This is a genomic window from Massilia pinisoli (assembly GCF_024753285.1).
GTDB classification, from domain to species: Bacteria; Pseudomonadota; Gammaproteobacteria; order Burkholderiales; family Burkholderiaceae_D; genus Telluria; species Telluria pinisoli.
The window spans coordinates 1-12,905 of record NZ_JANUGW010000026.1 but is presented as its reverse complement, the minus strand read 5'-3'; the positions used below and the strand labels follow the sequence as shown (position 1 = coordinate 12,905).

The 12,905-nt window shown below is 64.2% G+C and carries 9 protein-coding genes; 3 read left to right on the top strand and 6 right to left on the bottom strand.

Going from position 1 to position 12,905, the window contains the following annotated elements; genetic code table 11:
* Positions 1–98 precede the first annotated feature (98 nt).
* Entirely contained in the window at positions 99–1,964 is a 1,866-nt protein-coding gene (locus tag NX784_RS25065; RefSeq protein WP_258819411.1) for a phosphoenolpyruvate carboxykinase (GTP), read from the bottom strand.
* A 442-nt stretch (positions 1,965–2,406) separates the two neighbouring features.
* Here NX784_RS25065 and NX784_RS25060 point away from each other — a divergent pair, with 442 nt between their 5' ends.
* Positions 2,407–3,396 (top strand): D-2-hydroxyacid dehydrogenase family protein, encoded by a 990-nt coding sequence (locus NX784_RS25060; protein WP_258819410.1) that lies wholly within the window; start codon positions 2,407–2,409, stop codon positions 3,394–3,396.
* A 140-nt stretch (positions 3,397–3,536) separates the two neighbouring features.
* Here the strand turns inward: NX784_RS25060 and NX784_RS25055 are convergent, their stop codons facing one another.
* The gene (locus tag NX784_RS25055; RefSeq protein ID WP_258819409.1) at positions 3,537–4,301 is read right to left on the bottom strand and encodes an L-asparaginase; all 765 of its coding nucleotides are present in this window, start codon (positions 4,299–4,301) and stop codon (positions 3,537–3,539) included.
* 134 nt (positions 4,302–4,435) lie between these two features.
* On the opposite strand from NX784_RS25055, the gene NX784_RS25050 reads away from it, so the two are divergent.
* Entirely contained in the window at positions 4,436–4,921 is a 486-nt protein-coding gene (locus tag NX784_RS25050; protein ID WP_258819408.1) for an asparaginase domain-containing protein, read from the top strand.
* 72 nt (positions 4,922–4,993) lie between these two features.
* The gene (locus NX784_RS25045; protein ID WP_258819407.1) at positions 4,994–6,616 is read left to right on the top strand and encodes a catalase; all 1,623 of its coding nucleotides are present in this window, start codon (positions 4,994–4,996) and stop codon (positions 6,614–6,616) included.
* A 152-nt stretch (positions 6,617–6,768) separates the two neighbouring features.
* Here NX784_RS25045 and NX784_RS25040 read toward each other — a convergent pair whose 3' ends face one another.
* The 4 genes from NX784_RS25040 to NX784_RS25025 form a co-directional block, all read right to left on the bottom strand.
* Entirely contained in the window at positions 6,769–7,665 is an 897-nt protein-coding gene (locus NX784_RS25040) for a recombination-associated protein RdgC (protein ID WP_258819406.1), read from the bottom strand.
* An 88-nt stretch (positions 7,666–7,753) separates the two neighbouring features.
* The gene (dinB, locus tag NX784_RS25035; RefSeq protein WP_258819405.1) at positions 7,754–8,830 is read right to left on the bottom strand and encodes a DNA polymerase IV; all 1,077 of its coding nucleotides are present in this window, start codon (positions 8,828–8,830) and stop codon (positions 7,754–7,756) included.
* 114 nt (positions 8,831–8,944) lie between these two features.
* Entirely contained in the window at positions 8,945–10,570 is a 1,626-nt protein-coding gene (locus NX784_RS25030) for a S8 family peptidase (RefSeq protein ID WP_258819404.1), read from the bottom strand.
* Positions 10,571–10,711: 141 nt separating this feature from the next.
* Positions 10,712–12,553 (bottom strand): S8 family peptidase, encoded by a 1,842-nt coding sequence (locus NX784_RS25025; RefSeq protein ID WP_258819403.1) that lies wholly within the window; start codon positions 12,551–12,553, stop codon positions 10,712–10,714.
* Between the last annotated feature and the right edge of the window lie 352 nt (positions 12,554–12,905).

Here is a 12,905-nt window from a genome sequence, read left to right as displayed (position 1 = left end):
CATGAAAAAAGGGACAGGCGCAGCCTGTCCCTTCTCTCGTCTCGCGGCGGCCTCTTGGGACCGCCGTCGTCTCCTCGCTTGTCCTTCTCCAGCCGTGCTTACTCGGCCAGGCGTTTCTCCAGCTGTGCCTTGGTGGCCACCAGTTCCTGCGGCAGGCGGTAGGCCAGCTTGTCGAACAGCTCGCTGTGCAGCTTCAGTTCCTCGCGCCACGCGTCCTTGTCGATCGACGTGATCCGGTCGAATTGCTCGGTCGTGAACTCGATGCCGGTCCAGTTCAGGTCGCCGTACGTCGGCGTGGTGCCGAACATGTTCTCGACGCCGCCGGCCTGGCCCTGCGTGCGGTCGAGGATCCACTTCAGCACGCGCATGTTGTCACCGTAGCCCGGCCACACGAACTTGCCGTTGTCATCGGTGCGGAACCAGTTGACGCAGAAGATCTTCGGCAGCGCTTGCGGGTTCTTGTCCGCCACTTTGCGGCCCAGATCGAGCCAGTGCTGGAAGTAATCGCTCATGTTGTAGCCGATGAACGGCAGCATGGCGTACGGGTCGCGGCGCACGATGCCCATCTGGCCGGCTGCGGCGGCCGTCGTTTCCGAGCCCATCGTGGCGGCCATGTAGACGCCTTCCGTCCAGTTGCGGGCTTCCGTCACCAGCGGGACCGTCGTCGAGCGGCGGCCGCCGAAGATGAAGGCCGAGATCGGCACGCCGGCCGGATCGTTCCAGGCCGGGTCGATGACGGGATTCTGCGTGGCGGCCACGGTGAAGCGCGCGTTCGGGTGCGCGGCCTTCGTGCCGGATGCCGGGGTCCAGTCCTTGCCTTGCCAGTCGATCAGGTGTGCCGGCGCTTCTTTCGTCATGCCTTCCCACCACACGTCGCCGTCGTCCGTCAGCGCCACGTTCGTGAAGATGACGTTTTCGCGCAGCGACGCCATGCAGTTCGGATTCGTCTTGTCGTTCGTGCCCGGGGCGACGCCGAAATAGCCCGCTTCCGGGTTGATGGCGTACAGCTTGCCGTCCGTGCCCGGCTTGATCCAGGCGATGTCGTCGCCGATGGTCGTCACCTTCCAGCCTTCGAAGCCGGCGGGCGGGATCAGCATCGCGAAGTTCGTCTTGCCGCAGGCCGACGGGAACGCGGCCGCGACGTATTTCTTGTCGCCCTGCGGCGATTCCACGCCGAGGATCAGCATGTGCTCGGCCAGCCAGCCCGGACCGCCCTGCTGCGCGTCCTGGTACCCCATATTGGAGGCGATGCGCAACGCGAAGCATTTCTTGCCCAGCAGCGCGTTGCCGCCGTAGCCCGAACCGAACGACCAGATCTCGCGCGTTTCCGGATAGTGGACGATGTACTTGGTGGCGTTGCACGGCCAGCGCACGTCCTGCTGGCCCGGCTGCAGCGGCATGCCGACCGTGTGCACGCACGGCACGAAATCGCCATCGGTACCGAGCACGTCGTACACGGCCTTGCCCATGCGGGTCATGATGCGCATGTTGACTGCGACATACGGCGAATCGGACAGTTCCACGCCGATATGCGCGATCGGCGAACCCAGCGGGCCCATCGAGAACGGCACGACGTACATCGTGCGGCCGGCCATGCAGCCGTCGAACAGGCCGTTCAGCGTCTGGCGCATTTCGTTCGGGTCGGTCCAGTTATTGGTCGGACCCGCCTGCTCCTTCGTGGCCGAGCAGATGAACGTGCGGTCTTCGACGCGGGCCACGTCGCTCGGGTCGGAGCAGGCGAGGTAGGAATTCGGGCGCTTGGCCGGGTTCAGGCGCTTCATCGTGCCGGCCTCGACCATCTGTGCGCACAGGCGGTCGTACTCTTCTTCGGAGCCGTCGCACCAGTAGATGGCGTCGGGCTTCGTGAGGGCCGCGATCTCGGCCACCCAATTGATGAGTTTGTTGTGCTTGATGTAAGCTGGGACGTTCAGTGCGGCGACGCCGCCCATCACGGGCTGGTTCATACATACCTCCAATGCCAATTAAGAATTCCTGGCGATTCCAACGGCCTGTTCTGCGGCAGAGGCGGCGGCCTGCAATGCGCGCGGCGGTCGGAATCCCGTTTATCTTGTCCCGGCAGGATCGTCGTGAAGGAAGGCCTCGTGGGCCCGCACCGGAAACTCCGTGCGGTTCACGGCTCGGCACTACGGCGGTCATGTCGCCAGCCCGGTGATCGCGTATGCGCGCTGCCGGGGGCTGGTTGGAACGTGTGCTACTGGCCGCAAGTAATGTCAATCTGACATCCTGGGCTCTTATTTCTGGTCGATTCTACACCTGCACAAACGCGTTTTAAATGCTTCAATAACAAAAATGTAGGAATTTTGGTTGAGTAATGTAGTAGGTTATTTTCTCCCATTCATATCCTGTTATTTCATTACTTTCTTGCTGACAAAATCTGCCAACTCCATGAAAATTGCGATTCTTGACGACTATCAGGATGCCGTCCGCGGCCTCGACTGCTTCCGTTTGCTGGATGGGCACGAGGTCAAGGTATTCAATAACTCGACCCGCGGCCTGGGCCAGCTGGCGATCCGCCTCGCGCCGTTCGACGCCCTCGTGCTGATCCGCGAACGCACCGCGTTCCCGCGCGCGCTGCTGGCCAAGCTGCCCAACCTCAAGTTGCTGTCGCAGACGGGCAAGGTGGCCGGCCACATCGACGTGGCGGCCGCGACGGAGCACGGCGTCGCGATCGCGGAAGGCATCGGCTCCCCCGTCGCGCCGGCCGAGCTGACGTGGGCACTGATCATGGCGGCCAGCCGCAAGATCGTGCCTTATGCCAATAACCTGAAGGATGGGTTGTGGCAGACGGCCTCGATCAATCCCGAGCTCAACGGCTTGGGCCGCGTGCTGAAGGGCCGTACCCTGGGCATCTGGGGCTACGGCAAGATCGGGCAGATGATCGCCGGTTATGCGCAGGCGTTCGGCATGCAGGTGATGGTGTGGGGCAGCGACAAGAGCCGCGCCGCCGCCACGGCCGACGGCTTATCCGCCGCGCCCACGCGCGAGGCGTTCTTCGAGCAGGCGGACGTGATCAGCCTGCACCTGCGGTTGAACGATGCGACGCGCGGCATCGTCACGGCCGAGGACCTGGCCCGGATGAAACGCGACGCCTTGTTCGTGAACACGAGCCGGGCGGAACTGGTCGAGGAAGGCGCGCTGGAGGCAGCGCTGCGCAAGGGGCGGCCGGGTTATGCGGCGCTGGATGTGTTCACGAGCGAGCCGCTTGCTGCCGATGCGGCTATCTTGAAGATTCCGACGGTGCTGGCGACGCCGCACCTGGGGTATGTCGAGCAGGACAGTTATGAGCTGTATTTCCGGGCGGCGTTCGAGAATGTCGTGCAGTTTGCGAACGGGACGCCGACCAATATCTTGAACCCGGAGGCGTTGGGACGGTAACGCTACGGTCGTTGAACGCGTGGTCGGGGGACCCGACCACCCTACGGTTCATCGGCACGTTGGCTACCGCAACTTCGGCTCGCCCGTGAGTTGAACGCTGGGCCGGTGACGCACACGAACGTCCACGCGGCATCAACACATCAACGTAATTCGGGCTCGCCCGTGAAGTTGGGCTTGCGCACCGGCATCTCATGCCGCCGCGTCCACAAGCCGGCCCAACCGGGCGGCCACTCGATCGCGGGCCCGGAATATGCCGGCAAGCCCGCGCGCACGGGCACGACGGGCACGGGCGGCATCTCGATCAGGCTGCCGTCCGCGTTCTTTTGCATCGGTGCCATATCGAAGGAATACATAAAGCCCGGCAGCAACGCATCGCACACGTTCGCGAACCACGTCGTGTGGTCCTCGTCGCGCCCGAGCGCGCGCGCGAGGCCTTCCGGGTCGAACATCGCCAGCGCGTGGACGAGCTCGTCCGTGCTGGCGCCGGGCGCATCGCCCCAGCCCATCACGGGATTGTTGTTGTAGTCGGCGCCGGAACCGTACCAGCCTTCGCGCCATGGCCGCTGCATCCAGTCGCGCTGGCCAGTGAACAGATGCCAGCGCCAGTGCAAGCCGGACGGCTTGGGCCAGGAATACAGGTACAGCTTTTCGTAGCCGGCCTTGTGCAGCTCGCGCACCATCGCCATCAGGCGCGCATGCGGCATGCGGTCGGGCGGAGAGCGGCGGAACAGGATCGGCTCGCCGTCGGCATGCTGCACTTCGTCGGTCGACAGGTTCAGGTCGAGCGTGCGCGTCTCGCTGCCGAAGCGCGCGGAAATCCAGCCCGTCAGCAGGTTGACGTGCGTGATGACGCCATAGCCGCGATGGCGGTGGAAGATGACGGTGCCGGGTGCGACGGGTTTCATGGGATGGCGGGCTCGGCCCAAAAAGGAGAAAGGATACTCATCCGATCCAAACGATTCTAGCGCAGACACATACGGATACACTACCGTTTGCGGCTATCATTACCCACCTTTTTTTACAGAGTTTTCAAATCATCATGACTTTGCGGATCCTCGCCACGGGCGGCACCTTCGACAAACACTACAACGAACTCAACGGCGTTTTGGGCTTTGCCGACAGCCACTTGCCGGAAGTCATCGCACGCTCGCGCATGACGATTCCCGTCGAGCTGCAGGTCGTCTCCATGCTTGACTCGCTGGACATGCAGGACGCCGACCGCAAGAACGTGCTGGCCGCTTGCCAGGCTGCGAGCGAAAAACAGATCGTGATCGTGCACGGCACCGACACGATGCGCGAAACGGCCGAGGTATTGGGCGCCGCGCTGTCGGACAAGACGATCGTGTTCACGGGCGCCATGATCCCCTACGAAATCGCGAACTCCGATGCGCTGTTCAACTTCGGCTTCGCATGCGCCGCGGCACAGACCTTGCCGCCCGGCGTGTACGTCGCGATGAACGGCAAGGTGTTCACGTGGGATAACGTCACGAAGAACCGCGCGGCGGGCGTGTTCCAGGCGCTGTAAGACGCCTGTCGGGCGCTGCGCATCGGCGTCGCTTCCTATAATGAACCTCCCACGAGCCAGGAGGATCCAGCGATGAGCGAGCAGCGCCCCACCCTGACCACGCGCCAGGGCCACCCCGTCCGCGACAACCAGGCCATGCGTTCCGTCGGCGAACGCGGCCCGGCCACCCTCGAGAACTACCAGTTCATCGAAAAGATCACCCACTTCGACCGCGAGCGCATCCCCGAGCGCGTGGTGCATGCGCGCGGCACGGGCGCGCACGGCTATTTCGAAGCCTACGGCAAGATCGGTGACGAGCCCGCGAGCAAGTACACGCGGGCCCGCGTGCTCAACGAAACCGGTGTGCAGACGCCCGTGTTCGTGCGCTTCTCGACCGTCATCGGCGGCAAGGAATCGCCGGAGACGGCGCGCGATCCGCGCGGCTTCGCCGTCAAGCTGAAAACCGTCGACGGCAACTGGGACCTCGTGGGCAATAACCTGAAGGTCTTCTTCATCCGCGACGCGATCAAGTTCCCGGACATGATCCACGCGTTCAAACCCGACCCCGTCACAAACCAGCAGGAACCGTGGCGCTTCTACGATTTCATCTGCAGCCATCCGGAAGCGCTGCACATGGTTACGTGGGTCAAGAGCCCGTGGGGCATTCCCGCCAATTACCGCGAAATGGAAGGTTCCGGCGTCAACACGTACAAGCTGGTGAACGACCAGGGCATCGCCCACCTCGTCAAATTCCACTGGCAGCCGAAACAGGGCGTGCGCAACCTGACGAGCCAGCAAGCCGCCGAGATCCAGGCGCACGACACGAGCCACGCCACGCGCGACCTGTACGACGCCATCGAGCGCGGCGAGTTTCCGGAGTGGGAATTCTGCGTGCAGGTCATGCACGACGGCGAGCATCCGGAACTCGAGTTCGATCCGCTGGACGACACGAAGCGCTGGCCGGAAGACCGCTTCCCGCTGCTGCCCGTCGGGCGCATGGTGCTCAACAAGAATCCGGACAATGTGTTTGCCGAAACCGAGCAGTCCGCGTTCGGCACAGGCGTGCTCGTCGATGGCGTCGATTTCTCGGACGACAAGATGCTGCAAGGCCGCACGCTGTCGTACTCCGACACGCAGCGCTACCGCGTCGGCCCGAACTACCTGCAACTGCCGATCAATGCGCCGCAGGAAAAAGCGGTCGCGCGCACGAACCAGCGCGACGGGCAGATGACGTTCTACGTCGACGGTGGCGGCGAAGACAAACACATCAACTATGAACCGAGCGTGCTGGGCGGCCTGAACGAAGCGCCGCAGCCCGACAAGGATTACCACCAGCACGTCGAAGGCCATCTGGGGCGCTACCAGACGAGCCGCACGGCCGACGACTATCGCCAAGCCGGCGACCGCTACCGCACGTTCGCCGATTGGGAACGCGACGACCTCGTCAACAACGTCGGCGGCGACCTCAAGAAGTGCCCGGAATTGATCCAGCTGCGCATGGTGTGGCACCTGTGGCATTGCGACGAGGACTACGGCCGCCGCGTGGCCGAGATCGCCGGCATCGACCTGGAAAAGGCGAAGGCCCTGCAACCGCTGCCGGGCAAGCCGGCGCCGGGCGAAAACCGCCAGGGGCCCACGTACACGGGCGGGCAGCCGGAAATGGGTGGGGGCAAGAAGGAGCCGGCGACCACCGAGGAAGTGGCGTCGGTGAAGTGAGAAACAAAACGGCCCGGTGTAGGGTGGACGGGTCTCCCGTCCACGCGTTCAACCGGCTTATGAATGACTATATCGTCCATTCACTCGCTGGTTGAACGCGTGGACGGCATTCACGCCGCCGTCATGCGCCCACCGCGGTGCAGCCGTCCACCCTACGCTTTTGCCTCGCCGCCCAAGGCTTCCACCAGGTCGGTCAGCATCTTGGCCAGCTCGCCCGTCATCAGCATGACGTCGTTATCGAAACGCTCGTCGTCGCTGTAGGTGATGGTCTCGTTTTCCTTGATGACGTCCAGCGGCTTGATGCCCTTGACGGCCAGCTGCTCGGTCAGCACCAGCGAAATACGGCTGTTCCACGTCATCGCCAGGCGCGTGCACTGCTTGCCGTTGGCGATGTGGCGGCGGATGTCTTCCGGGTCCAGCGAGTGCTTCACGTAGCGCACGGCGGCCTTGCTTTCGCCCGTGGCGCGCAGTTCCGTGTCCTGGTCGATCGTGAAGTTGTACGGCGCTTCGTCCGATTCCAGCCAGCCCGTCATGACGGCGACCGGCGAACGCTGCACGCGCAGCGATTCCAGCGGCAGCTTGTCGACGGCCTTCAGCAGCAGCTTGATGACGTCGTCGGCCTTGCTCGGGCTGGCGGCGTCGACGACGAGCCAGCCGTTGACGGGGTCGATCCACGTCCACACATTGCCGCGGATGGAGAACGCGCGCGGCAGCAGCTCGTCGGCCACGCGTTCCTTGAGTTCCTTCATCGCCTTCTTACCCGGCGGGAAGCCCTGCTGCTCTTCCAGCTCGGCGGCCTTGGCCTTGGCGACCTGGTTGATGACCGAGCTCGGCAGCAACTTCTTTTCGGTGCCGAGCATCATCAGCATCTGCTTGTTGACGACGTGGACGAGCTTGCCATTGCCACGTGGCGAATCCCAGCCCTGGCGCAGCAATTCGTTGCTGCTGGCGGGCGTGAACGCCTGCGATTGCAGGGCCTCTTCCATCTGTTCAGGGGAGAAATTCCACGGTGCGGGCAGGCGGTAGATATGAAGATTCTTGAACCACATAACGTTGCTTTCGGTTATCTCTTTATTGCAAAGGAACGACATTCTACACGTTGATCACGCGCAAAATCATGTCGTCCGGATCGGTTTTTCAATGTGTTGCGCGTTCGTCAAACAAGCTTAGTTGCTCGACGGATTCCGTATCGCTGAGGCGCACGCCGACGCCCAGCAGCCGCACGGGGCGGCTCGCGCGCAGCCAGCCCGTCTCCATCAGGTGGCGGTACGTCTCCATGTTCGGCGCGTAGCCGACGCACTCGACGGTCGTGCGCTGGAAATCGGCGAACTTGATTTTTACGAACAATTTGTTGATGAATTTTTCGGCATTGTTGCGCTTGATCCGGCCCAGCAGATGCTCGTACAGGTCGGGCAGCAGCGCGAGGCAGCCGGCCAGGTCCGGCACGTCCGGCGTGTACGTCTCTTCCGTGCTGATCGACTTGCGCTCGCGCACCGGGTTCACGTCGCGGTAGTCGATGCCGCGGCACAAATCGTACAGGCGCGCGCCGAACGAGCCGAAATGCTGCTGCAACTTGTCCATATTCCAGTCGCGCAAGTCGCCGCACGTCTGCGCGCCGAGGCGATGCAGTTTCGCGGCCGTCACCTTCCCCACGCCGAACAATTTCTTCACAGGCAGGGCAGCGACGAACGCGTCGATTTCATCGGGCCGCACGAGGAACAACCCGTCCGGCTTGTTCCAGTCGCTGGCGATTTTCGCGACGAACTTGTTCGGCGCCACGCCGGCCGACGCCGTGATGCCGACGGTCTCGAAGATGCGGCGCCGGATTTCCTGCGCGATCAACGTGGCGCTGCCCTTGCAGTGCGGCGAGTTTGTCACGTCGAGATAGGCTTCGTCCAGCGACAGCGGTTCCACGAGCTCCGTGTAGTCGCGGTAGATGTCCATGATCTGGCGCGACGCGACCCGGTACTTTTCCATATTCGGCGGAATGAGGATCAGGTCGGGGCACAACTTGACCGCCTGCGCCGTCGCCATCGCGGAATGGATGCCGTAGCGGCGCGCCTCGTAGTTGCAGGTGGCTACCACGCCGCGCTGCTCGGCCCGCCCGCCGACGGCCAGCGGCCGGCCGCGCAGGGACGGGTCGTCGCGCATCTCGACGGATGCATAGAAACAATCGCAATCGCAGTGGATGATCTTGCGGACGGGGTCGTTCACGGTGACGGTCGCCCGCGCCGAGCGACTACTGTAATTGCATACAGTATCGCTGGGAATGAGGAATCGTGCAAGAGGGAACGCCGCCGCAGGACGCGGCGGCGGGTGAGGCAGGTATTACTTCGTGATGCTGGAATAACGGCACGACTTGGCGTGGCCCGGTGCCGGGTCGCCGAACACGGCACTCGTGCAGGCGACGGAACCGGTGAACGTTTTCGTCACATAGACCGTCGACGTGCCGTAGCGCACGTCACGCGTGCCGCTGAACGTGCAGGTACCGTTTTGCGAGGCGCAGAAGGTCCAGGTCTCGGTCGGCGTCGTCGTGGTGGTGGTGGTCGACGATGCCAGCGCCGCGTTCACGGCGGCGGCCGCGTTGACGATGCCCGCACCGCAACCCGAGCACGCGGCCGGGAACGGACGTGCCGTCGACTTCAGCTTGGCCGCGACGTCGTCCGGCGTCAGGTTCGGGTTCGCCGACAGCATCAGCGCGACGACGCCGGCCACGTGCGGGGTCGCCATCGACGTGCCCATATACCAGGCGTAATTGTCCGCGACGGGGGTCGTCGTGCCCGAGTTCAACGTGGACAGGATGCCCGCGCCGCTGTCGCCGCCCGGTGCCGCGATGGTGACGTTGGTACCGTAGTTCGAATACGACGCCTTGCCGCCCGAGCGGTTCGTCGCGGCGACGGTGATCACGCCCGCGCAGTTGGCCGGGTTCGTGTTGATCGCGTTCGTGTTCGCATTGCCGGCCGCGACGATGACGACGGCGCCGCGCGAACGGGCGCTGTTGATCGCGTTCTGCGTCGTGGCGTCGCAGGCGCCGGTGCCGCCCAGCGACAGGTTCAGCACGCGCGCCTTGTTGGCGTTGGCCGGCACGCCGGTGACGGTGCCGCCCGAGGCCCAGACCATGGCGTCGGCGATGTCCGACGTGTAGCCGCCGCAGCGGCCAAGCACGCGGGCCGGGACGATCTTCGCGTTGTAGGCGATGCCCGTGATGCCGAGGCCGTTGTTCGCCTTCGCGGCGATCGTGCCGGACACGTGGGTGCCGTGCCAGCTCGAGTTCTGGTCTGCGGCCGGGATGCCCGTGCCGCAGCTGCCGGCCGGGGTCCAGTCACCCGGATCGCTGGCGTCCGTGTCGCGGCCGCTGCCGTCGTTCGCCATGGTGGCCATGGACATGAAATCGAAGCCCTGCACGATCTGGCCGGACAGGTCGGCATGCGGACGGTAGCCCGTGTCGATCACGGCGACGTTGACGCCGGCACCGGTCGACTTGTCCCAGGCGGCGGGCGCGTTGATGCCGCCGGTCGCTTCGAACAGGTCCCACTGCTGCGTGTAGCTGGGGTCGGTCGGCGTGGCCAGCGGGACCATGATGCGGTCCGGCTCGGCGTACTCGACGTTGGTGTCGCGCGACTTCAGTTCGGCCGCGAGCTGGCGTGCCTCGTCGAGCGACATGGTGCGGTTCAGCTGGAACACGTTGGCGCCGTTCGCCGTCGCGCGCAGCGCGCGCAGGGTGGCGCCGTACGTCTGGCCGGCGCGGTCGGCGAGGGCCTGGCGGGTGCGGTCGATGGCGCGGGCCGCGACACCGGTCCGCGACGTGTCGCCGTTGTCCTTGTACTTGACGATCAGGCGGTCCGTCTGTGTGGCGACGTCCTGGCCGGCGGCGCTGGCAACCAGCGGGCCGGCGGCGATCAGGGCCGCTGCACAGATTTTCAACAGGGGAGAGAGCTTGTGGCGCTGCGTCATGCTGCATCCTTTCCGTTAACTGAACTGGGCAGCATAACGAAAAACGGCCCGCATGGGGCCGTTTTCGGGGTTTTTACGACAGGAAAATTTCAGTTAAGTATTTGAATTTTAACGAGAATTATCCGATATGAAACGGTTGGATTACCAGGTCAGCTTCAGCGTGTACTTGCCGCTCGTCGAGCCCGTGCCGCCCGCGTAGTAGACGACACGCACATAGCGGGCCGCCATGGCCGATCCGGTGTTCGACGACGTCGCCGTATCCGCGCTGCCCGTGCCGTTCTCGCTGTACGACAACAACGTGCCCGCGCTGTTGTAGATGTACACGTCGTAGTCGGACGTCGAATTCGGCGTCATCGTGGCCGTCAGAGTCTTGCCTGCCGGCAGTTGGACGACGAAGTAATCCGTATCCGATGAGCTGCTCATCGTGCCGTTGACCGTCGTGCCCGACGTCGTCACGCTGTTGGCCGTGCCCATCGTGTTGTTCGACTCCGTTTCCGACATCGTGGTGCCGCCGCTCGTGCCGGCGGCGGCGTCCACCGCGGCCGACGCGTCGACGATGCCGGTGCCGCAGCCCGAGCAGCTGGCCGGGAACGGCCGCGTGCTCGACTTCAGGCGCGATTCGACGTCGTCCGGCGTCAGGCTCGGGTTCTTGGCCAGCATCAGCGCGACGACGCCCGCCACGTGCGGCGTCGCCATCGACGTGCCCATGTAGGAGGCGTAGCTGTCGGCGCCCGGCGACGTGGTGCCGGCGTTCAAGGTGGACAGGATGGCCGCGCCCGAGTCGCCGCCCGGTGCCGCGACGTCGACGATGGCGCCGTAGTTCGAGTACGACGCGCGGCCGCCGGAGCGGTTCGTCGCCGCCACCGCGATCACGCCCGAGCAATTGGCCGGGTTGCTGTTGCTGGCATCCTGGGACTCGTTGCCGGCGGCGACCACAACGACGGTGCCGCGCGAACGGGCGCTGTTGATGGCGTTCTGCGTCGTGGTGTCGCACGCGCCGCTGCCGCCCAGCGACATGTTGATCACGTGCGCGCGCGCCGCGATGTTCGGCACGCCGGACACGGTGCCGCCCGATGCCCAGATGATGCCGTCCGCGATATCGGACGTGTAGCCGCCGCACTTGCCGAGCACGCGCACGGGCACGATCTTGGCGCCGTACGCGACGCCGGCGACGCCGGTGCCGTTGTTCGTCAGCGCGGCGATGGTGCCGGCCACGTGCGTGCCGTGCCAGCTCGAGTTCTCGGCCGGCTGGCCGGTGCCGCACTCGCCCGCCGCGACCCAGTCGCCCGGGTCGCTGGCGTCGCTGTCGCGGCCGTTGCCGTCATTCGAGACGGCCGTGTCGGAAATGAAGTCATAGCCGGCCAGGATCTGGCCCGACAGGTCGGCGTGCGGGCGGTAACCCGTGTCGATCACGGCCACGCGGATGCCGGAGCCCGTCGACTTGTCCCAGGCGGCCGGCAGGTTCAGGCCGCCCGTCGCTTCGAAGTAATCCCACTGCTGGTTGTACATGGAGTCGTTCGGCGTGAACAGCGGGTGCATCATGCGGTCCGGCTCGGCGTACTCGACCGAAGCATCGCGCGACTTCAGCTCGGCCGCCAGTTTCGCGGCGTCGGCCACGGGCACCTTGCGGTCCAGCTTGAAGATGCGGGCGCCGGTGGCGATCGCATGCGATTCCTTCAGCAGCATGCCGAACTGCTGGCCGGCGCGATCGACCACGGCCTTGCGCGAGGCCGACAGCGGCGCGGCAGTGCGGGCGACTGCGGCCTGCATCCCCTTGGCGCCCTTGACGACGACGGGCGCGCTCTCGTCCTTGTACTTGACGATGATGCGGTCAGTCAGGTCCGAGACGGCCATGCGCTGCGTGGCGTGCGCGGCCGCCATATCCGCGTTCGTGCCCGCGCTTGCAACGCCGGCGCCGAGACCGAGGATGGCCACGGCGCACAATTTCAACACTGCCGGATACTTCGATTGCTGAGACTTCATGTTTATTCCTTTTTAGAAAAACACAAAAGTTGGATTTCCGCAGGCACGTAGGCCTGAGATCTAGTTTTGTCGAACGCCATTGTGTGGCTTCGATTTCCCATCTGAAAGCGGGGATGCCAGATTATCCGGAAAGGAATAAACGTGTAGAAATTTCACAATTGAATTCGATGTCTATACAACACTTTTGCAGACTGATAGCGCTAAAGCCTAGATTCTTTGGAAAACTGTGAACTCAACAGAACAAGATATTGGATTTTTCAGACCCTAGAATTAACAATGTTTCGTGACTATCAGGCGTTGCGCACAGGTCGGATTTATCGCTATTGATATCGCTCAATCGTCTCGGAGATTT

What these genes read in the sequence shown, in the direction of transcription:
- NX784_RS25065 (WP_258819411.1), bottom strand. Translation starts at nt 1,964, where the DNA reads ATGAACCAGCCCGTGATGGGCGGCGTCGCCGCACTGAACGTCCCAGCT.
- NX784_RS25060 (WP_258819410.1), top strand. Translation starts at nt 2,407, where the DNA reads ATGAAAATTGCGATTCTTGACGACTATCAGGATGCCGTCCGCGGCCTC.
- NX784_RS25055 (WP_258819409.1), bottom strand. Translation starts at nt 4,301, where the DNA reads ATGAAACCCGTCGCACCCGGCACCGTCATCTTCCACCGCCATCGCGGC.
- NX784_RS25050 (WP_258819408.1), top strand. Translation starts at nt 4,436, where the DNA reads ATGACTTTGCGGATCCTCGCCACGGGCGGCACCTTCGACAAACACTAC.
- NX784_RS25045 (WP_258819407.1), top strand. Translation starts at nt 4,994, where the DNA reads ATGAGCGAGCAGCGCCCCACCCTGACCACGCGCCAGGGCCACCCCGTC.
- NX784_RS25040 (WP_258819406.1), bottom strand. Translation starts at nt 7,665, where the DNA reads ATGTGGTTCAAGAATCTTCATATCTACCGCCTGCCCGCACCGTGGAAT.
- NX784_RS25030 (WP_258819404.1), bottom strand. Translation starts at nt 10,570, where the DNA reads ATGACGCAGCGCCACAAGCTCTCTCCCCTGTTGAAAATCTGTGCAGCG.
- NX784_RS25025 (WP_258819403.1), bottom strand. Translation starts at nt 12,553, where the DNA reads ATGAAGTCTCAGCAATCGAAGTATCCGGCAGTGTTGAAATTGTGCGCC.